This window comes from Catenovulum agarivorans DS-2 (assembly GCF_000568405.1).
GTDB classification, from domain to species: domain Bacteria; phylum Pseudomonadota; class Gammaproteobacteria; order Enterobacterales; family Alteromonadaceae; genus Catenovulum; species Catenovulum agarivorans_A.
Window position 1 is genome coordinate 53379 of the sequence record NZ_ARZY01000002.1, and the last position, 21133, is coordinate 74511.

Annotated in this window: 9 protein-coding genes; 5 read left to right on the forward strand and 4 right to left on the reverse strand. The window is 41.5% G+C overall.

All coding sequences use genetic code 11. The features are described 5' to 3' along the window. From DS2_RS01880 to DS2_RS01905, 4 genes are all read left to right on the forward strand, one after another. Complete coding sequence (locus DS2_RS01880) at positions 1 to 1755, forward strand: RagB/SusD family nutrient uptake outer membrane protein (protein ID WP_035012919.1); 1755 nt, start codon at positions 1 to 3, stop codon at positions 1753 to 1755. Between the two features lie 58 nt (positions 1756 to 1813). Next, the gene (locus DS2_RS19570) at positions 1814 to 4858 is read left to right on the forward strand and encodes an FG-GAP-like repeat-containing protein (RefSeq protein ID WP_051479526.1); all 3045 of its coding nucleotides are present in this window, start codon (positions 1814 to 1816) and stop codon (positions 4856 to 4858) included. A gap of 193 nt (positions 4859 to 5051) precedes the next feature. Beyond that, positions 5052 to 7001 (forward strand): hypothetical protein, encoded by a 1950-nt coding sequence (locus tag DS2_RS01895; RefSeq protein ID WP_051479527.1) that lies wholly within the window; start codon positions 5052 to 5054, stop codon positions 6999 to 7001. A gap of 759 nt (positions 7002 to 7760) precedes the next feature. Continuing rightward, entirely contained in the window at positions 7761 to 8141 is a 381-nt protein-coding gene (locus DS2_RS01905; protein WP_035012921.1) for a DUF6559 family protein, read from the forward strand. 292 nt (positions 8142 to 8433) lie between these two features. Here DS2_RS01905 and DS2_RS01910 read toward each other — a convergent pair whose 3' ends face one another. From DS2_RS01910 to DS2_RS01920, 3 genes are all read right to left on the reverse strand, one after another. Then, positions 8434 to 9669 (reverse strand): type II toxin-antitoxin system HipA family toxin, encoded by a 1236-nt coding sequence (locus DS2_RS01910; RefSeq protein WP_035012922.1) that lies wholly within the window; start codon positions 9667 to 9669, stop codon positions 8434 to 8436. Continuing rightward, positions 9662 to 9973 (reverse strand): helix-turn-helix domain-containing protein, encoded by a 312-nt coding sequence (locus tag DS2_RS01915; RefSeq protein WP_035012923.1) that lies wholly within the window; start codon positions 9971 to 9973, stop codon positions 9662 to 9664. Before DS2_RS01915 ends, DS2_RS01910 begins: the two co-directional genes overlap by 8 nt. A 161-nt stretch (positions 9974 to 10134) precedes the next feature. Then, on the reverse strand, positions 10135 to 14787 hold the full coding sequence (locus DS2_RS01920; protein ID WP_035012924.1) for a GH32 C-terminal domain-containing protein: 4653 nt from the start codon (positions 14785 to 14787) through the stop codon (positions 10135 to 10137). 296 nt (positions 14788 to 15083) lie between these two features. Here DS2_RS01920 and DS2_RS01925 point away from each other — a divergent pair, with 296 nt between their 5' ends. Then, complete coding sequence (locus tag DS2_RS01925; protein ID WP_035012926.1) at positions 15084 to 19886, forward strand: GH32 C-terminal domain-containing protein; 4803 nt, start codon at positions 15084 to 15086, stop codon at positions 19884 to 19886. Positions 19887 to 19978: 92 nt separating this feature from the next. Here the strand turns inward: DS2_RS01925 and DS2_RS01930 are convergent, their stop codons facing one another. Continuing rightward, on the reverse strand, positions 19979 to 20989 hold the full coding sequence (locus DS2_RS01930) for a LacI family DNA-binding transcriptional regulator (protein WP_051479528.1): 1011 nt from the start codon (positions 20987 to 20989) through the stop codon (positions 19979 to 19981). Positions 20990 to 21133: the final 144 nt, after the last annotated feature.

Consider the following 21133-nt stretch of genomic DNA (forward strand, 5'->3'; position numbering starts at 1 on the left):
ATGAAAAACTTAAAGAAACTTATCAGTGCGTCAGTATTGGCCGGTTTGTTAGCTGCATGTGGTGCAGATTTAGATGAACCAGAACCAAAAGCAGTTTTAGGCCCAGACGCAGTAACAGAAGAAGACAACATTGATCGTTTGGTTATCGCGGCCTATGCATTTTTAGGCAATGATCACTATTCAATCCCACATTCATTTTGGTTAACCGGTAACTTGCGTGCGGGTGATGCTCATAAAGGTGGTGATGGTATTGATGATGTGCAATGGGGTCATGAACTGTCGGTATTTACCGGTTTAAAACCTGATTTATCTCAATTGCCGCGAGACTTTATTGATATCAACAATAATCAATGGGTGCGTTGGTACGCAGCAGTGTCGCGCGCAAATGCAGCGTTATCAGCCATGCAAGCGGCGGATGTAGATGAACCAGCAAAAGAAGCTGAATTGAGATTTGTCCGTGGTATTTTCTACTTTTGGCTGAAAATTCATTATAAACATATCCCGATTGTACCAGCTGATGCTTTGCCTGCAGAGGTAGCACAAATCGGTAATAGAGATATGACAGACCAAGAAACTTGGCAGTTTATTGTTGATGAGTTTGCATTTGCTGCAAATAATCTTCCTGCGGTGCAAGCAGATGTTGGTCGTGCGAATAAATACTCAGCGCAAGCTTTCCAGGCAAAAGCATTATTGTTTAAAGCTTATGTCCAAGATGAAAATCATCAAGTTACCAGTATTAACCAAAGTGAATTGGCAGACGTTGTGAGCTTAACCGAAAGCATTATTTCATCGGGTGAATATGCATTAAATGAAGATTACGCGAATAACTTTTTGTACGAATTCGAAAATAGTAAAGAGTCTGTCTTTTCTATTCAACGTTCTCAACAAGATGGTTCGCAAGATGGTAAAGGCGCGTTTGCTTTTGCGTTAAATGGTCCACAAGCTGAAATTGATGGTTTTTATGGTTGTTGTGGTTTCCATGTGCCGACGGATAACTTTGTTAACGCGTTTAAAACAGATGCGACGACTGGTTTACCTTTGTTTGACAGCTATAACGACAGCATATACGTATATGCTGATCCAGTTGACCCTCGTTTAGACCATACGGTCGCGATGGAAGATAAGCCTGTTAAATATGACTCAAATGTTGTTCATAAAGGGGCTGACTGGGCGCGTAAAGCTGACCAATATGGTTCACACACCTCGATAAAAGAGTTAGAACTGCCTTCGTGTAATTGTTTAATGAAAAACGGTAATAACGACGTTAAACCATTTACTTTAACTTCAATGAATACACCGATTTTACGTTATTCAGATGTATTGTTGATGCAAGCAGAAGCTTTGATTGAAATTGGCGGTAATGACAATTTAGAAAAAGCACGAGAATTGATTAATCAATTGCGTGCGCGTGCGAAAAACAGTACTGACAAATTGGTCGCTGCTGGCGTGCAAAGTAACTACAAAGTTGAAGAGTATAGCCAAGCATTTGTTGACCAAGACGAAGCGCGTAAAGCGTTACGTTGGGAACGTCGTTTAGAGCTTGGTTTAGAAGGGCATAGATTCTTTGACTTAGTGCGCTGGGGAATTGCAGCCTCTTGGCTAAACAACAGTTATTTTCCAACTGAGCGTGAGCGCAAAGTATATCTAGCCGGTGCAGAGTTTAGCCCAGGTAAACATGAATATTTACCTATTCCGTTAGAGCAAATCGTATTAAGCCGTAACGGTAAAGAATACGTGCAAAACCCAGGTTATTAATCTGTTTTGAGAGTGTTGCTGCCCAGTGCAGTAACACTCTGCTTTTTTAGAGGTCGATATGCGTTATTTATATTTTGTTTTGTTCTTGCCTATTGTTGTAGCTTGCGGCGGCGGCTCAAATTCTGATGCTACCAATGTCAACACTGACACGCCAACCCACGAACAACCACAAACTGAACAAACTATAGATGATGAAATTGCAAATTTGGCTGCACTTGCAACTTTTGATGCTAATACAGTCAAACCTCAACATAATTTAGCCGCACAAGGTGCAATTTTTGAGTTAGGCAAAGCTTTGTTCTTTAGCACAGATCTAAGCATGCAAGACGATGTAGCTTGTGTATCTTGTCATCATCCACAGTTAGGTGGTGGAGATGCATTGTCGTTGCCTGTTGGTGTAGATGCGCTTGATATTAAAGTGATAGGACCAGGTCGTACACACGACGGAGAACGAGTTAAAGATCCGTTAGCCGATGGTGGGCCAAATGTTCCACGTAACGCCCAAACCACCTTTAACTTGCACGTATACACAGAGCATATGTTTTGGGATGGCAGAATTGAGCGCTTAACTAACGGGATAAAAACACCTGATAGTGTGGCAAAACAAACAGACCCAAGTGTAGGTGATGATTTAGTTGAAGCCCAAGCGAGATTTCCAATAGTATCAACCAATGAAATGTTTGGTCATGGCAGTGATGCTGGTAAATCCAACACCGAAAAACGTCAATTATTAGTTGAAAAGCTTAAACAGAAACAAGCTTGGTTAGATCTTTTTACCGCCGCATTTGCAGATGGCAGCGATGAAAATGCAGCTGATTTGCTGACAGTTGATAACATAGCTAAAGCTTTAGCCCACTATCAAAAATCGCAAGTTTTTATCAACGCCCCTTGGTTTGATTATTTAGCGGGCGACACATCTGCTATTTCTGAATCAGCCAAAAAAGGTGCATTATTGTTTTACAAACCGCTTGGGCAAGGTGGTTATGGTTGTAATGTTTGCCATAGCGGAGCTGGTTTTACCGATAATCAATTTCACAATATTGCGGTGCCGCAAATTGGCCGAGGTAAAAATACCGCTGCTTTTGACACGGGTCGTGCACTGGTCACCTCGTTGCAGCAAGACAAATATAGTTTCCGTACACCCAGTTTATTGAACATAGAGGTGACAGCACCTTACGGGCACTCGGGCGCGTATTTAACCTTAGCGCAAATGGTAAAACATCATGTGGGTGTTGAATCTGCACTCGTTGAATTCGATTATTCGTTAACTGACAATCCACAATTTGCCCATTTGCCGGTAGACGCACAGCGCAATCAAGAGCGCAGCAGCCGCGCATTTGAAATATGGCAAACCTCTGAAGATAGAGATTTATTGGCAACATCTGTATTTGGTCAAAACAATATCAATGATTTGGTTGCTTTTTTAACCACATTAACAGACCCATGCACTAAAGATGCTGCGTGTTTGCAACCTTGGGTTGAAACAGGCTCAAATTCGGCCGAAGCACTCGCAATATTGCCCGCACAGTTTGCTACTTTTGATGAACAGATAAGTACATGGCAGCCAGCTACCAACAACGGCGGACAGCAAGGCCAAGTTGTTGACGAGACGACGGCATTTACTCATGTAAGTTCATTAACAGGGTTCGATTATAATTTAGCCGCTGCTGAATTTACCGATGAAATGCATACCATTGCTGGTGGGGTCAGTGTTGCCGATATCGATCAAGATGGTTGGTTAGATATATTTGTGAGCCATGGCAATCAACCAGGCAAGCTATTTAGAAATAACCAAGGGGTCTACCAAGAAATTACATCAACACAGTTAAGCAGTTTGAAAGGTATCCAATTTAGTTCGATATTTATCGATTTAAATGCTGATACTTGGCCTGATTTAATTGTGCTTAATGACGATATCAGCATGGGTTATTTGCAAGTATTTATCAATCAAGCTGGAAATGGTTTTGTTGAAGACAGTAGTAAAAAAGGTTTGAGTTTTAGTCGGTTTTCGCACTCAATTGCCGCAGGTGATTATGATGCTGATGGTGATTTAGACCTCTACGTAACTCATTGGAATACAGGGCGAATTAAACCAGTGAGCCGAGAGAATTTGTGGCGAAATGACAATGGCGTTTTTACCGACGTAAGCCATCTATTGCCGGCACCACGCAGCTCACAGCTTTATGGTGATATAGATATGCAATTTACCCCAGCATTTTACGATTACGATCAAGACGGCCTACTGGACATACTTATTGCGGCAGATTTTGGAACTTCACAAGTGCTAAAAAATACCGGTGACGCGGGTTTTATTGATGCGACCCCAGCAAGTATAACCGATGAAAACGGTATGGGCAGTGCATTAGGTGATTACGACAATGACGGTGATTTAGACTGGTTTGTTTCGTCAATATGGAACCCATCGGAACATAAAGCATATGACGGTGGCGAGTCAGGCAATCGATTATATCGTAATGATAACGGCACTTGGGTGGATACAACCGACAAGGCTGGCGTGCGCTTTGGTTATTGGGGTTGGGGCGCTTGTTTTGCAGACTTCAACCAAGATGGCTGGGAGGATATTTTCCATACCAATGGCATGACAGATGGACGCATTGCCAGTGAATCTGAAGTTAGCCAATTTTTTACAGATCCAAGCCTTTTATACATCAATCAACAAAATGGCACTTTTACCGAAGAGTCGGTTGAGTGGGGCATATCACATACGGGGCAAGGCCGCGGGATAAGTTGTTTTGATTTTGATAACGATGGTGACCAAGACATCCTAATTGCCCACAACGGTAAAGCACCTCAGTTGTATAGGAACAATAATCAAGGTAATTATTTAACCGTTCAACTTAAGCAGTCAGGGACTAATCGCAATGCGATAGGCGCAAAAGTGACAGTGGTTACAGATGTTGGCAGCCAAACAAAATGGCTAACGTTAAACTCTAACTATATGTCGAATAACCCAACGCTTGTTTATTTTGGATTAGGCCAAGCTCAGGGCATAACGCGCGTTGAAATTGTATGGCCAGATGGCAGTACAACATCAAAGCAGCAGGTTTCATTAAATCAAGTAATTGTTATTACAAAACCGTAGGTAAAATATTTGTTGTAAATGTTGCAAATAAGGTTGTTATTAAATATATTAAAACAACGTTGTTAATTTGTTGGGTTGCAAGCAGCACCTTGTAACTCAAAGTAATTTGAACATGACACGGCGGAGTTATTATTTAAATTTCTACATTTACATAAGACAACGTTGTTAATGTTTGTATTCATGGGGATCAGAAATGAAAAATTTAAGTTCTATCGCGGGTTTAACCGCTTTAACTATTGCGCTTGCTGGTTGCAAAACCGGAATCGAAGATGCGCCTGCACTATCTGTGCAGCCGGGTAATTCAGAGGTGGTGATATCCGATCCACCGGAACCACCAAAAGAGTCTTATCAAGAGAGCAATGTTAATCAAACATTGAACAATGTGAGTGTTGCGCCGGATGCATTTGCTCAAGTAATTGGTAGTTTTGACAATGCGGTTACTACATTGGATGCGGGGTGGGTTGCAAGTGGCGCTTTTGCTAATCCGTCAAGCGAAGCAAGCTGGGCGTTCTTACCGGATAACCAAGCAACTAACGAAACAGAGCCAACCGCATTTGTCGGTTTGCATGGTGTTTCAACCTGTGAAATTAATGAAAATGCCCAAGGATGTGATGGCCCAACGGGAACTTTATTATCACCATTTTTTAAAGTGGAAGTTGCTCGTCCTTACGCAAGGCTACTAATGTCTGGCGGTAATCCAGAGGGAAGCAATGATGTTGGTTTGAGAGTATTAGACGAAAGTGGCAATGAAATTACTCGATTAAATCCTGGTAATTGTGCTGGAGCTTGGAATAAATCAAATGATGATTGGCAAACTATCGACCTAACTGCATATGCTGGAAAATTTGTTCAAGTTGAGCTGTTTGATAACGAAGAAGCAGGCTGCGGTTTTATTGCCTTTGATCATTTGCATATGAGTGCGTTTGATTCACTAGTAACCGATTATTCAGAAACGAATGTCGACCAAACCTTGCTAAACGTAAGTGTATCAAACGACTCCTTTGAGCAGGTTATCGGCAGCTTTGATGATGCATTGGCCATGTTAGACAGTGGTTGGAGCGCCACTGGTGCGTTTGCATCACCGGCTAGTGCGACTAGTTGGGCGTTTTTACCTGACAACAACATGACAGGTGAAACACCGGTAGCTGGTGTAGTTGGTTTGCACGCGGCATCTACTTGTGAAATCAACGAAAATGAAGCTGGCTGCGATGCGCCAACAGGTACACTCACATCGCCGCTATTTTTGGTGAACGAAGCGCGTCCTATTTTAAATATCTTGCTATCGGGTGGTAACCCTGAAGGCAGCAATAATGTAGGGATGAAAATATTAGCTGCAGATGGCAGTGAAATTGCCAGTTACAATCCGGGCACCTGTGGAGATGCATTTATAAAAGGTGATCATAATTGGGTATCTCACGATCTAACAGATTATATTGGTCAAAATGTCCGAGTAGAAATTTACGATAATGAAGAAGCTGGCTGCGGTTTTGTCGCCTTTGAGCATTTACATATGAGCTCAACCGCTGGCCCAGCAAATGATTACAAAGAGAGTAACCCAGACCAAAGTGTTGCTAATGTCACAGTTGCGGATGATAGTTTTACCCAAGTGATAGCCAGTTTTGACAACCCATCAGCAATGATCGCGAGTGGTTGGCAGGCAACGGGTGATTTTGTTCCGGCTGAGGGCACATCTGCTTGGACATTTTTACCAGATAATCACTCTGGCGACAATGGTGAAAAAAATGCGCAGGTTATAGGTTTATCAGCGGGTTCTACTTGTGAAATTAATGACAACGCGAGTGGTTGTGACGCTCCCACTGGTACACTCACTTCACCACAATTTGTGGTAAATGCTGAGCGCCCTTATTTAAACGTTAATTTAGGCGGCGGCGATGCAGGCAAAGCAGTTGGCTTAAAAGTATTAAATGCAAATGGTGAAGAAATTGCCGTTACCCAACCACAAACCTGTAACCAAGCTTGGTTAGGCGCTGGTGGGGTAGTTGACACCAACTGGCATACTTTAGATTTGTCTGATTATATTGACCAAAGCGTCCAAGTTCAGTTATTTGACAATGAATCGGGCGGCTGTGGTTTCTTAGCATTTGACCACATTCATATGAGTGCGACTCAGCTCGCGCAGTAGTTCACCTCAGCTGGCGCAGGATCACATCTCAGCACGGAGTTCATCAGGAACTTCGTGCTTTTACTAAAATACATTCACATCATTTTATTATTTAAACAGACCATTACAATTCAGCCACTATAGCCACTATAGCCACTATAGGCACTATTTGGCGGAGAAAAATTATTCGCCCCGATTTAATAAGGAGAGATAAATAGTGCATAAATCCCTTTGGTTCGGAGTTTTGAGGTTTCTCATTTTATTATTCTGTACGTTTATTTTGTTAGGTATTTTCAGCAACGGAGCTTATACCGTAAGTAATGTGCTTATCGTGTTGTTTATTAATTTTGTGCTATTGGGTTGTTACAACACATATAGGCAGTACTTAATAGCTAAACAGTTAACGACTACAGACTATATTAAATTTAAGCGTAAAAACCGACCTCGAGTTCCTGAGTTGAAGTGGCAGGGACATACCTGTGAAAACCAGATTGGGATTAACAAAAATAGCTTGTTTGGTTTAGTTTGGTTGAATGAAAAAGGTATCCATATCTACTTTTATACACTTATATTTTGTGGACCGGTGTTTATTGCTTGGAAAAATGTAGTATCGTTAAAACGATTACCCATAGAATCGGTTAGTGATAGCTATTATGTTAGGGTTTATTTAGATTGCTCTAATTGTGAATTGTTTATTCCAATTTGTTTTATGTATGAAAAATTCATTCCAAGCAGTGTTGGTGTCAGTGATTAAGATTAAAACTGTGTAGGTATGCTCAAATGGTAAACATTATACAAAAAATGATTATTAGAAAGTTAGCGAATGATTTATCGATAAAATTGGCTTGCTCGTATGGTAAAAACGATTTTTATACAAAAAAGCAAGTCGATAACAGCCTACAAAGGGGGAGGTGGTTTTACCGATATATGTGCGAAGTCTCTCAAGTGATGTTTTGTAAGCAAAGTGATATCGATATATCACAGCAAAGATATGTTGAGCTCCGTCAAGTTATCGCAAAATCATTGTTCGAAAAAAATGTTGATTTTACCGCTAAAACGTTAAGAAGCTTTGCTAAGTTAAGTGGTATGCAAGACACAAATTTTAAGCCCAGTACCACTTCGTCTGAAAATTATTCTGATACCAGCGATAGCGGAGACTAAACCAATTAAAATTAATACTTTGGTAAAACTACGAAGCCCAAAGAATTCAGTAAATACGTGTTTTAAGCTTGATGGCTGCCGCTGCCTTTACGTCTTACCCTACAGGTGGAAATGTTTTAATTGCATTTGCAGTTGCGATTATATGTTTTCCTGTTATCCGAAAACTGCTCAATAAAAAGTACTACAGAGAAAAATGTTTGAATGACAGATTATCGAAAATTTTAGAGCCTGCAAGTAACGACTTAGCTAAAGCATATGTGTGCAACAGTGAAGTAGAGTGTATTACTAAACGCTACCCGCTACGCAGCGGTATCCCTCTCAGGTGTTTTTCAATTGCTTCAATCATAGATTTTGTTAGCGGTAAATGGGCTTTTTCTTTCGCCCATACTTCGTAAAACTGCGCCACTGTTTGTTTAGCCGTATCCAACACTAACTTTTCTGGCAACATGGCTTTGGCCGCTAAGTGTGATAACTCATCAAGCGTAAAATCACTAAATTTTTTGCTGCGGCTAACTTTTAACGAGGCATTATCATCGGGAATATAGGGAATGGTTGATACAAAATCATAAGCCGGAGCAATTGAGGCGGTGCGTTTGTCTTTGTATATCATAGACCAATTCTTCAAATGCATGTCAGCATTGCCAATGAGCGTATTGAATACCAACCTGCGAGTAAATTCAGCAATATCTTCCTCTTGGCCCTCTATGCCTATAACTTGAGCGATGTTACGCATACTGGCTTTTTTGTATTTATCTTGTGGATATATACCAAAGACTTGCGCAAAATCTTCAATGTGTATTGCTTGATCATTAGCACGGTCAAAACGCTTAATCGCAAAGGCTTGAGCATTGTTAAAATAAGAGCCGAACTTGCCGATTCCGGCTGGGATATTAGCAATCTGATTGATGGGTAATAATTGAGTTTCGGGCACATCCATTCCCAACATTCGAGCTAATTCCATCATCGAATACTCATTTTCTGGTACAGCTTCAAAGCGAGAGGATGGCAATTTTACAATCCATGAGCCACCTTTACCGGTAGCCGGAATTGTTAAACCACCACTGGCATGCTGTACGGCTGAAAACTTCAACTGTACACCTGCCAATGAAAAGCGCATAGGTGCTTCGAGTTGAGTTTCATCTTTAACTTCTTGATGTACGTTAGGCGGCAGCGCTTCACCATCGGCCGGTTCAACGGTTATCGCGCCTGCTAAATCTTGTCCTAGCACCCATAATAGAAAAAATTCCCGCGCTGGATTCACACCTGCACGCTCTGCCAGATAATGGCGCATTGTTTCTTCTGGCAGTAGATTGGAAAAAAACGGTGTTAACTTAGTTTGGGTTGGTTTGAAATTAGTCAGCAAGTCACCAAGCGAATCTTTAAAGCCAAGCCCTAACACAGGCCGTGATTCGTCATTAATATACGAATCCATAAAGGCAAATAGCGTTCTATCATTACCAACGTTGGTCAGTGTCGCAATAGGTTCACCGTAGAGCAAAACGTTTAACGTGGATACATTGTTAGTCATCGCTGTCTTCATCTAAATTGTACGCTGGTGATTGTAGCTCACCGTCATCATGATTACCTTTGCTACTTCGTATAATCGACTTTATTGCAGGAACAGACTTTTTAGGTGCGACAAATAGTTCTAGGTCGAGTACTCGGGCGAGTGCAATTAAACTGGAAACTCTTAGGTCAACACCACCAGACTCGATTTTTGAGATATGACTTTGTGGTACTCCAGAACGAGCGCTCAGCTCTCTCTGGCTAAATCCCTTACGTGTGCGGGCTTCTCTAAGGCTTGTCAGTATTTGCTCTGTTATATAGCTCATGTTGATGTGCTTTAATATATCATTAGTAAAAAAATATATAAAAACATATCATGGTGTTCAAAAGAGTACAAGTTTGATTAGCTAAGATATATCAAAATGGCATTTGTGATATATGATGATAGATTATTTACCTCACGTCCTTGTGAGGTAAGGTTTAGTTACTATTCAACTGGTACTAATATATGGTCAATATTTAGATGACCCCATCCGCCAGTTGCGTTATCAACTACTTTTAAATAGAGGTTCTGGCCTATGTAGTCAGTGCCATCTATTACTTTTCGCTGGTAAGCCTCGCTATTGTTGCCTGTTACTTTGACCAATTCTTGCCCGCTAGAGGCGTCAACTAAAGCGACATAGGTTAGGCTAGCTAAATCACCACCACTAATAAGCAACGGTATTTGCCCGTTACCACTTAACTTAAATGTTGCAGATTGCATTGTGCCAGTTTGGCTGTCACCACCATCTTTAAATCCCCATAAATGTTGATTGCCGTGGTGGTTAAATGGATAACATTCAGTCCAATAGCATGTTTCTGTAGCCAAGTCGGCTGTAGAAAAAGCATTGCCTGTAATTGTCCAGTCAGACAAATCAGCACTTTCAAAGTCATATACTAGAGGTTGTGGTATGACATACAAGGGGATGCGTACGTCATCAATATTGATATGTCCAAAACCACCTGTTTCATTATCCACTACCTCTAAATATAATGTTTCGCCTATGTAGGTTGTGGCATCAAATACAGTTTCTATATAACCTTCCATATTGCTACCAGTTGCTTTGTACAAAATGGCATCGTCAGAACTACGTACTAAAGCAACATATAAGTTGTTGATGTTATCGCCACCGCCAACTTTGAACTTAACTTGACCGTCACCACCTAAGACAAAATCATTGGTGCGCATGCTACCGGTTTGGCTGTCACCGCCATCTTGGAACGACCACATATGATATGTTCCTTGGTGGTTAAATTGCTCTGTACCCCAATAGGTTGTTGCCGTAGATATATCTGCAGCTGAAAATGCTAAACCTGTGGTTGTCCAACCGCTTAAGTCACCTGTTTCAAAATCTAGTACTAGCTCTGTTGGTGCAGTAGAGGCTGAAGAAGTGACCAAAATTGAATCAGTCAGTGCACCATCGAAAGTACTTGCGGTAATGGTTGCAGTACCAGCGCTTAAAGCGGTAATAACACCGTTTTTATTTACACTTACAACGTGGGGTGCGCTTGATGACCAATTAACGCTTGCATCACAAGTGTTTGTTGGCGATACCGTTGCAGTAAGACTTAATGACTCACCCGTGGTTAAAGACTGTGCCCCGCCGTTTAAGCTGATACTGGTGGGTGGATTACCTGGCCCAGCAGAAGGGAATTGACCAGACAAGCTATCAGCTACTGGCACGCGAACATAGTCAAGGTTGATATGACCCCAACCACCTGTGCTGTTATCGACTAGTTTTAAATAAACCGATTGGCCGATATAAGCAGAAGCATCCATAATTTTTTCTTCATAGGTTTCTCTGTCGGCACCTGTCGCCCATAAAAGTTCGGTATCGGTATTCGCATCAACGAGTGTCAGATATAAGTTAGTTAAATCGCGCCCGCCGGATATTAGAAATTTTATTTGGCCATCACCTTCCAAGACAAAATTACCGGTACGCATTTCTCCTGTGTCACTATCGCCACCATCGAAAAAGCTCCAAAGGTGATAAAAACCATGTAAATTAAATTGTCCTGCAAACCAGTGGGTTGCTGTTGAAACATCTTCATCTTTAAAGGCGTCACCTTGTACTACGCACCAATTGGTTAAATAGCCTGTTTCAAAGTCGTAATTTAATACACCATTGGTTGCGCTAAATTCAACACCGCTGCTGGTGTGTACGGACGAACCGAACAGTTCAGGATCAGTGTATAAAAATGCTGAAGGGTCAATATCGACCGTTAAATCATTGATATCAACATCGTAATCTGATGCGTTACCAGTTAGTGTAATTACCGCTGTTTGGCTGTCTTGAATGGTTATTTGGTAACCCACACCCGCAGGCAGGTTGGAGATTGTCCAGTCAGCTGCATTAAATGTATCAAAGCTATTATTTACCAAAGAAACGGTAATTACTTCACCATCTTCACTTCCTTCCGTTATTTGGCCGTCGTAACTTAAAGATATTTGTGTCACCGGCTCTATGCTAGCGGTAAATTCAACACCGTTGGCATTCACCACTTCTGGCAGTTGGCTGTTGACTAGCTGATTACCATTTACGCTTAATGTGGCGTTTAAGATGTTGGCGTCGTAGTCGCCTGTTGTATTGCCCGATAGTGTTATATCCACTTGGGTATCAGAGACGCGTGATATGCTGCCAATGCTCACACCAACTGGTAAGCCACTAAAAGTCCATTGGTTGACATCTAATACTGATTTGAATTGATTGTTTTGCAGGGTTGCAGTAATGACTTCACCATTCTCAGCTTCTTCGAGTATTTCACCGTCAAATGACAGTTCAATAATGCTATGCTCAGTAGCATCGGCGTCGCCAAGTTGGTAAACATCGACTTGATTAAAATCAGTTGTACCGCCATTTGAATATAGGTATAAATCTACGCTGTCGGCTTTTGATGGGTATATTCTATTTTCAAATACAGCTTTGTCGTTGATAAACACGGCAATCGCTGAGTGATCAACAAACACTTGAAACTTACTCGGTTTACCAAAGGCGATTTCATCGTATCTGTCTTTATAAATGCCTGTTTCTTCCATGCCAGCGGTCAGCGTGGTTTTGGTTTTATCTATGACTATGTCTTCGCCATCATAATAAATTTTGGTCAACTCAGATTTATCAGCAGAAGTGCTGATATAAAAACCATATTCATCTGCTGTGTTGTTTGGGTCAACTTCGATGAGCATTTCTACTTGGTTGCCACTAGCCGCAAGTTTGTATTCATTTGCAACTGATATATTGCTTTCAGTTATTAATGAGCTATTAATGCGTAAGTCTTTGAGGTTTCCAGCTGGTGTTTGGCCAATGGTTAATCCATCGTCAAGTAAGCGCCATTCTCTAGGCAAGCTAAATACATGTGCCCAACCTAAATCATTTTGCATTTGTGAGTTGGTACGCTCGTCAATTATGCCAATTGAGGTGAGTTGCCCTTGGTCATCGCGTACAAGGGTAGGCGATAGGTGCCCGTGGATCACATCCAAATTTTTCGGTGCAGAAAAGTCAGGCACAAATTGTCCGGCATTGCCATTAACGTTTTCTTGCCAAGTACCAATCCAATATACGCTTCTAACATAGGGGGCAACTGTTTTATTCATTGCACCGCCGATAGGCGCAACAACCAGTGCGTATTTGTCTACGCCATTGTGTTTGCCAATAAATTCGAACACTGGCATTTCCCATATACCGGCGCCAATGCCCATTTGTCCATAGGGTATCGATGAAAAACTATGTGGAGCGCGTTGCCAGTTACCTGTTGTGATATCGTCAGTTGTATAATATTCAACAGCGCCGCTTGATCCTATACCCGCGCCAATCAGCATATGCCAAGTATTGCCAGTTCTAAAAATGTAGGGATCTCTAAAATCAGCAATTGCACCAGGGTTTGGATCGTTTTTATCGATTATACCGCCGTGCAGTGTCCAGTTTTCTAGTTTAGCGTCTGTACTGGTTGCCCAAGCTACACCTGGGTTGTAATCACCATTGTAATTTACTGTTGTATAAAAAGCATGGGCGGTACCAAAGTCGTCCACTACAACATCGCCTGACCAAATACCTTTAGAGCCCAGGCCATTAGCTCCGCCAATGTTTTGCCTAGGATAAAAAGCGTCTTTTAGATTTTCCCAAACAAGTAAATTATCACTGGCCATATTACCCCAGTGCATCATGGTCTTATAAGGGCCATTAGGTGTACGCTGGTAAAACATATGAAATTTACCATTGTACTCAACCAAACCATGCGGCTCATTTGTCCAGTTGGCTGGTGGCATTGCATGGTAACGTGGTCTTAAATTGTCATCGGCAAAACGAGTGTCTGGTACGGCTAATGAAGGCTGCCATGGGGTATTTTTGCCTGCGTCATACGCACCAACAAATGCACTTTCGGCTATCGCAACATCGTGGATTTTAGTTTCATCGTAAGCAGCGTTAATTGCATTAATTTCAAATACGCCATCTATTTGTGGGGTCAAGCTGCGACCAATCACCATATCTGTAGCTGGCGCTAAAATAGCATCGCCAGTTTGAGTAAATTGTTCCGCGACTTTTTGCCCGTTAACAAACAGTTTTATCAGGCCGTTATCAATGGTTGCCGCTAGGTGTGTCCAGTCGTATAGCGGGAACGTATCTGGTGCAGTAACACTGTATTCTTGGCCATTAATATTAACCGTGAACCACCAAGTTCCGTAGGTATTAATGCCAAAATTAAAACCATTTGTGCCACTTTTCTGATGCCATAACGAAGAAGGGATATGGTTATTTTCATGAGTAGAAGGATAGCTTTCTAATGCTACCCAAGTTTCAAATGTTAAAGCATTTGCTTGAGTTAAGTTAAATGGGCCTGTCATCCAAGTTGAATAACCGTCGGTACGCAGTGCATTACCATATATACCTGGTGTGCGTTCTGGTGGGTTATTGGTGTAGTGCGTCGAGAATGTCGTTGCGTTTATCACATCTTGTGTATTTTGCGTTCCGTTTGCTTCGTCATAGAGCAAGGCAAACAGCGGATCTGCATTCACAGATTGAGACAGCAGTAAACTTGCGGCTAAACAGGCTTTAATGCTATTGAGTTGTAGCGTGTAAACTGGTTTTGAATTAAAAATTTTCATTATATGAACCCTTGTGTGCTGAGGTTTAGTTTGTTGCTAAATTCAAAACAACGTTGTTTATACTAGGCGTGGTTGTTGTGTTTTTCAACAGAATGTCACATTTTTTTTACTTTTTCTGCAGTGATGCTGCTGAAATAGTGTTATGCATCTGCATATTCAGTTCGTTCTGAGTCTGTTTTGGCTCGATAATACGCTGTGCTCGAGCATTAAAGTTAAAATCTTGTAATTTTACTGTTGTTTGTGTAATATTTAACAACGTTGTTTTTTTTCTTCTGTTCAGCACTATTGGAAAATTTATGAATACAAGTAATATATTAAAATTAAGCCTAGTTGCGTTGGCAACTAGTTCATTAAGCGGTTGCATACTCGATAATAAAGCAACTATCGACGCGTCGGATGTAAAGGTTATTAGTCAACCAGAACCAACCCCAACCCCAGAGCCGACACCATCACCATCGCCTGAAGAACCAGTCGCTTTAACACAAATGGTTTATTTAAATTTTGACGAGCAAACCGGAAGCTCTGAAGCTATAAACCAAGTTAATCAAGCTGCTTATAGTGTAAGCAATACGTTTTTAAAACCAGAACGAGTGTTAGGTGTTCAAGGGAATGCATTACGCACTGATGGTTTTTCTACATGGGTGACGGGCAACCCTGATTTAGCCAATTTATCTGAAATGACCATAGAGACTTGGGTTGCATTAGAAAGTTATCCGAGTGATCACGAAACCGGCCATGCGAATTTATCGCCAGCCTCGTTTATTTCAAAAATGAAAGATGGCAAAGGTTTTAGTTTAGATATTAATACATTTGGTCAATGGCAATTTAATGTGTCAATTGATGGCACTATGTATAACTTACCAGCACCAGAAGTTTTCCCTCTGTATAGCTGGAACCATGTTGCCGCTGTGGTAGATGGTTTTAACGGTAGTATCAAACTTTATTTAAATGGTGTAGAAGTTGCTTCAACAGAGGCGAACCCTATTGGTGGTAAAATTGACAACGTTGATTCTAGTTTGCTAATTGCAAAAAGTCATGCAACCACATCTTCAGGGCCATTTTCAGTGATAAATGGATTAAACGGCGCGTTTGACGAAGTTAAAATTTACCAAGGCAGCAAATTGGCTGAAGCATTTACGGCAAATATTCAGATAAAAGATGACAATCATCCGTTAGGTACAATCTCGTTGGAAACACCTGAGAGCCGTTTTATTGATGATCCGAACAGACCTATTTTTCATGCGATGCCGCCAGCCAATTGGGCCAACGAACCACACGGTTTAGTTGAGTTTAATGGCCAATATCACATGTTTTATCAACGTACTCCTAACGGCCCGTTTAAAACCCAAATGCATTGGGGTCATATGATGTCGGATAATTTTGTTAACTGGACACATATGCAAGATGCGCTCTGGCCTGAGGTAGAGCAGGGCGGTACTAACGGGTTTGATATGAAGGGTATATGGTCAGGTGATGTGGTTGTTGAAGGTGACACAGCCTATGCGTTTTATACTAATGTGAATCATACAGGGCCTTTTAACCCAGGTGTAGCGGTCGCAACGAGCACGGATGCTGATTTACAAACTTGGACAAAGCTAGGACCGATTATTGATCGAACTGGGGTTGACGATATGCGCGACCCTTATTTATGGAAAGACGGTGATACCTGGCACATGATAGTTGGCGCAATAAAGAGCGGACATGGCGCCTTGCTGCATCTTTCTACCTCTGATATTTCGGACATTAACAGCTGGCAAAGCAGTTCCTTCATGGCTGATTTTTCAGTTCTTACCGCTCCTGATGGTTCTAAAGACGGGTTGGCCAGTGTTTTATGGGAAATGCCTGTTTTTGAAAAAATTTCTGACGACAAGTACATGCTGTTGGTTAATCCGGTTGGCAATGGTTATAAGCCTAGAGGTTTATATTGGATTGGTAGTTGGAGCAATGGCCAGTTTGTACCGGACGATACCCAAGCAAAATATTTAGATTTAATTGTCGGTCATATATCACCAACGGTTGCGCGTAATGCCGATGGTTTATTAACAGCTATTGGTATAGTCGACGAAAGACGTTCATCTGAAGCTCAATTAGCGGCTGGTTGGACTCAAACTTTTTCGGCGCCTCGCGTTTGGTCGTTAGCAGCAGACGGTGCGACAATTCAACAAGCGCCTGCAGCGCAGTTGAGTGATTTACGTTTAAACAACAGTGTCCGCGAGCAATCTAACTTGATAGTGAATGGTGAAACTTTGCTAGAGGCGAAAGGACGTCGTGTAGAAATTATCGCTGAATTAGATGCTAGCGACACAGCGAACAAGTATGGTGTTGTAATTGCTGCTTCTGCTGATGGGCAAGAAAAAACGGTTATTTATTACGATGCGATCAACAAAAATATTGTATTAGATAAAACAAAATCAACAACTTCTAGCAGTGCATTTGAGCTAACTGAACAAGCGGGTAGCTATGACGAAAGCGCTTTTGGTAAACCAGAAAAATTCCATATATTTGTTGATGGTTCTGTGGTTGATGTTTTTATCAACGACAAAGCGGCTTTTTCTTTTAGAATATATCCGACAAAAGACGACAGCAACAATATCGCTCTGTACTCGCAAGCAGCAGATACCAGATTTACCCAAATACAGGTGTATCAATTGGCTGACATGCAAAATAAACGCACCTTTATTGCTGCGAAAGCTGATGCCGATGGTATTGTTGAAGGAAAAGAAGATGGTGAAATTATTACCGTTAGTGTTGCCAATAACACCTTTGCGCAAACGCTCAATATTGCCGGCTGGCAAGCGACAAACTTACCAAATGGTGTGAGCTTAGGTAGCATTAATCGTATTGATGATGCGACGGCTGAAATTACCTTATCTGGCAACTCTAGCGATGATTTTGATAATAATATTTCTAATATCGAACTCGCTGTGGCGTCTGACCAATTTGTATCTTTACCTCTACCTCTTGAGGTCAAAGGTTTGGCCCCAACTATTACTGCTGAAGTTGAAGCGGTCACCTCTGCCGAGTTAACCATTGGTGGAGATACGCAAGCTAACATAAGTGAAGGTTCAGAAGCGGGGCAGGTTATTTCAGTTGCCTTAACCAATAACACCTTTGTAGACCCTGTTGATAAAGCACATTGGACAGCACAAAACTTACCAGCTGGTCTAGATTTTACTTTAACTAGAGTCGCTAACAATCAAGTTGATATTCAACTTTCAGGTACTGCTGAGGGCTATCAAAACCAAGATCAATTGGTCACCTTTAGTATAGCTCCGCAAGCTTTTTCTCAAGTTGACCCTGAATTATTTGGTCAACCTGCGATGTCGACCTCCATTTTGTTTAAAGCCAACAAAATATACAACGTAAATTTACCTGCTGATGGTCAAAACAACTCACTTGTTGTCGGTAGGTTTGATGGCGCACAAACTACGCTTGCACAAGGTTGGTCGGCTTCTGGTGATTTTGCCAACCCTGCTACCGAAGGTGCTTGGCGTGGTACAACGATAAATAGTGCTTCTGCACAAATAGGTGATGGCGCAGTAAGCACCTGTGAAATGAATGGTAATGCCAAGGGGTGTGACCAAAGCACAGGTCGTTTAACTTCGCCAATATTTACCTTAACTAAAGACAACTTATATACCTTGCTCGCCGGTGGCGAAAACAATAGCAAGGCTGTTGGTATTCGAGTGCTAGATACAGCGGGGAATTTATTACATAACTATTCACCAGCGAGTTGTGGCCCAGCAAATATTGATGGTGATGACGATTGGACGGTAATACAAGCCAGCGTATTAAAAGGCGCGAATATTCGAGCACAATTTTACGATGAAGAGTCGGGCGCTTGTGGGTTTGTCAGTTTTGACCATTTATTCCAAAGTGATGCAGCCAAAGACGATAGTATGATTGACGGCGGCACTGTCACTTTAACTGCAGAGCAAAGTGCCAACTTAACATACGGCGTAAGTTTGCCATATCAAGATTCTGATTCAAATGTCATTGGTTCATTTGATGATGCACAAGCAATGATTACGGATGGCTGGGTTGCAACCGGTGATTTTGCAAATCCGGCATCAGCAGACGCATGGCATAGTTTAACGACCGCTAGAGCAGATGCTGCACGAGTAGGTAATGGTGGCACGACGACTTGTGAGTTAAACGGCAATCCGTGCGATGCGAGTACGGGTACGCTTACCTCATCGTTATTTGATGTAAGCGCAGAACAATCTACCCTAGCCATGTTAATTTCTGGTGGTAACGCCGAAATGACGAATGATGTGGGCATTCGGGTGTTAGATACAACCGATGCTGAACTCGCAAGGTTAAATCCTGGTACTTGTGGCGATGCTTACGTCAAAAACGATAGTCATTGGAAAACCATTGATTTGTCGGCGTATGTCGGCCAACAAGTAAAAGTACAAGTGTTCGACAATGAAGCGGGTGGTTGTGGTTTTATTAGTGTTGATCATGTTCATTTAACTTCGGGACAAGCAGTTGACCCCAACTATGTAGATTTTAACTTCACTGCGACAGATTACGCTGAAGCAAATCCAGATCAAACACTTACCAATATTACTGTGAATGCCGATTCGTTTACGCAAGTGATAGGTAGTTTTGACAGCCCTACTGCAATGTTAACAGATGGTTGGTCAGCAACAGGCGATTTTGCAAACCCAGTTGATGATACTGCTTGGGCTGGCACTTCCAGTTTTAATGATGCAGCAAAAGTGGGTACAAATGCGGTGAGTACTTGTGAGTTAAACAATAATGCGAATGGTTGTGACCAGCCAGTGGGTACGTTAACTTCTCCAACATTTAAAATAGATGCAGCTCGCCCACACTTAAACTTTTTAATGTCAGGTGGCAATGGCAGTGCGCCTGTTGGTTTAAGAGTCATTAATCCTGCAAACGATGCTGTCATTACACAATTTACGCCAAACTCCTGTGCTGACTCGCGTATTTTGGGTGACCAACATTGGCAAACAATCGATTTAACAGATTATATTGGCCAATTTGTGCAAGTGGTTGTGTTTGATGAAGAACAAGGCGGTTGTGGGTTTGTTAGTTTTGACCACGTGCATTTGAGCAGTAGTGCTAAATAATAAAGTTAACTTAACCAAAATAAGGTGCAGTGACTCAGTTGCTGAACCTTATATTTATTGGTTCATATATGATTCTGACCCAATTAAAATGCTTAAAATGATTCTCGATCAAACAGCAAGCAAGGCACTTTGTAATGAGTCGGTTGGTGAGCTTTGTTTTTATTCGTTATCAAACCCAGCACTTGGGCAACTGCCATACGTCCCATTTCGTAGTAGGGAAGTGCCATAGTTGAAAGTTGTGGTTCTAATATTTCTGGAATATCGTGCCAATTGTCAAAGCTAGCGACCCCAATATCTTTACCTATGGTTAAGCCTAATCGCTCCAAGACTAGATAGACTTTTATCGCGGCTAAATCTTTACCACATAATACTGCATCAGGTTTGAATTCTTGTATTACTTGTTTTGCCACTTCTCCGGCAATATTGACGGTACGGCCTTCAACCACTTTTTCAATCGTATCAATATGCCATTGCTCTTCAGGTATACCATATTCTTGCATGGCTTTTAAAAAACCTTGTTGGCGTTGTTGTGCCGCCATTATTTCAGGATTTAAGTTTAAAAAAGCGATACGGCGATAGCCTTTGTACAAGAGTTGTTTGGTGACGTAATAACCCGCAAGCTCGTCGTCTGGTACTATTGAGGTAAAGTCGTTCTGGGCGCTAACACAATTCACTAATACGGTCGGTAAGGTTTTAAATAATTCAGAAAATTCAACTGACTGATGATACATAGCGCCATAAATGATGCCTTCAGAGCGGTGCTGCAGGCACTCTTCATACAGTTTGTCTTTGTTTGGGTGTTTAAGATCTAGGTTAAAAACCATTAGGGTTTTACCTTGCTCCCAAGCCATATCTTGTGCACCTTTTAAAATGGCAACTGAAGCAGGAGTAGTGGAGATCTCGTCGGAGATAAAACCGATAATATCACTTTGTTTTTTACGTATTAAACTGGCTGCTTTATTTGGCCTATAACCCAGCTTGGCAATAGCATCTTCGACTTTTTCAACATTGCTAGCTTTAACACCTGGCTCTTTGTTAACAACTCGAGCTACAGTTTTAAATGATACACCTGCCAATTCAGCGACTTGTTTTATCGTAACCATTAGACATTATTCTGAAAAAACAATGGCCTATTTAACCCCAAAATGGGCAACGTTGTCAAAATTAACTTGGGTTTTGTTCAAAAAATGATTAAAAAATTGCTACATTTTGTAAATTATATTTGATATAGGCGATAATTTAGTTTA

What these genes read in the sequence shown, in the direction of transcription:
- DS2_RS01910 (WP_035012922.1), bottom strand. Translation starts at nt 9,669, where the DNA reads ATGACTAACAATGTATCCACGTTAAACGTTTTGCTCTACGGTGAACCT.
- DS2_RS01925 (WP_035012926.1), top strand. Translation starts at nt 15,084, where the DNA reads ATGAATACAAGTAATATATTAAAATTAAGCCTAGTTGCGTTGGCAACT.
- DS2_RS01880 (WP_035012919.1), top strand. Translation starts at nt 1, where the DNA reads ATGAAAAACTTAAAGAAACTTATCAGTGCGTCAGTATTGGCCGGTTTG.
- DS2_RS01920 (WP_035012924.1), bottom strand. Translation starts at nt 14,787, where the DNA reads ATGAAAATTTTTAATTCAAAACCAGTTTACACGCTACAACTCAATAGC.
- DS2_RS01915 (WP_035012923.1), bottom strand. Translation starts at nt 9,973, where the DNA reads ATGAGCTATATAACAGAGCAAATACTGACAAGCCTTAGAGAAGCCCGC.
- DS2_RS01905 (WP_035012921.1), top strand. Translation starts at nt 7,761, where the DNA reads ATGGTAAACATTATACAAAAAATGATTATTAGAAAGTTAGCGAATGAT.
- DS2_RS01930 (WP_051479528.1), bottom strand. Translation starts at nt 20,989, where the DNA reads ATGGTTACGATAAAACAAGTCGCTGAATTGGCAGGTGTATCATTTAAA.
- DS2_RS19570 (WP_051479526.1), top strand. Translation starts at nt 1,814, where the DNA reads ATGCGTTATTTATATTTTGTTTTGTTCTTGCCTATTGTTGTAGCTTGC.
- DS2_RS01895 (WP_051479527.1), top strand. Translation starts at nt 5,052, where the DNA reads ATGAAAAATTTAAGTTCTATCGCGGGTTTAACCGCTTTAACTATTGCG.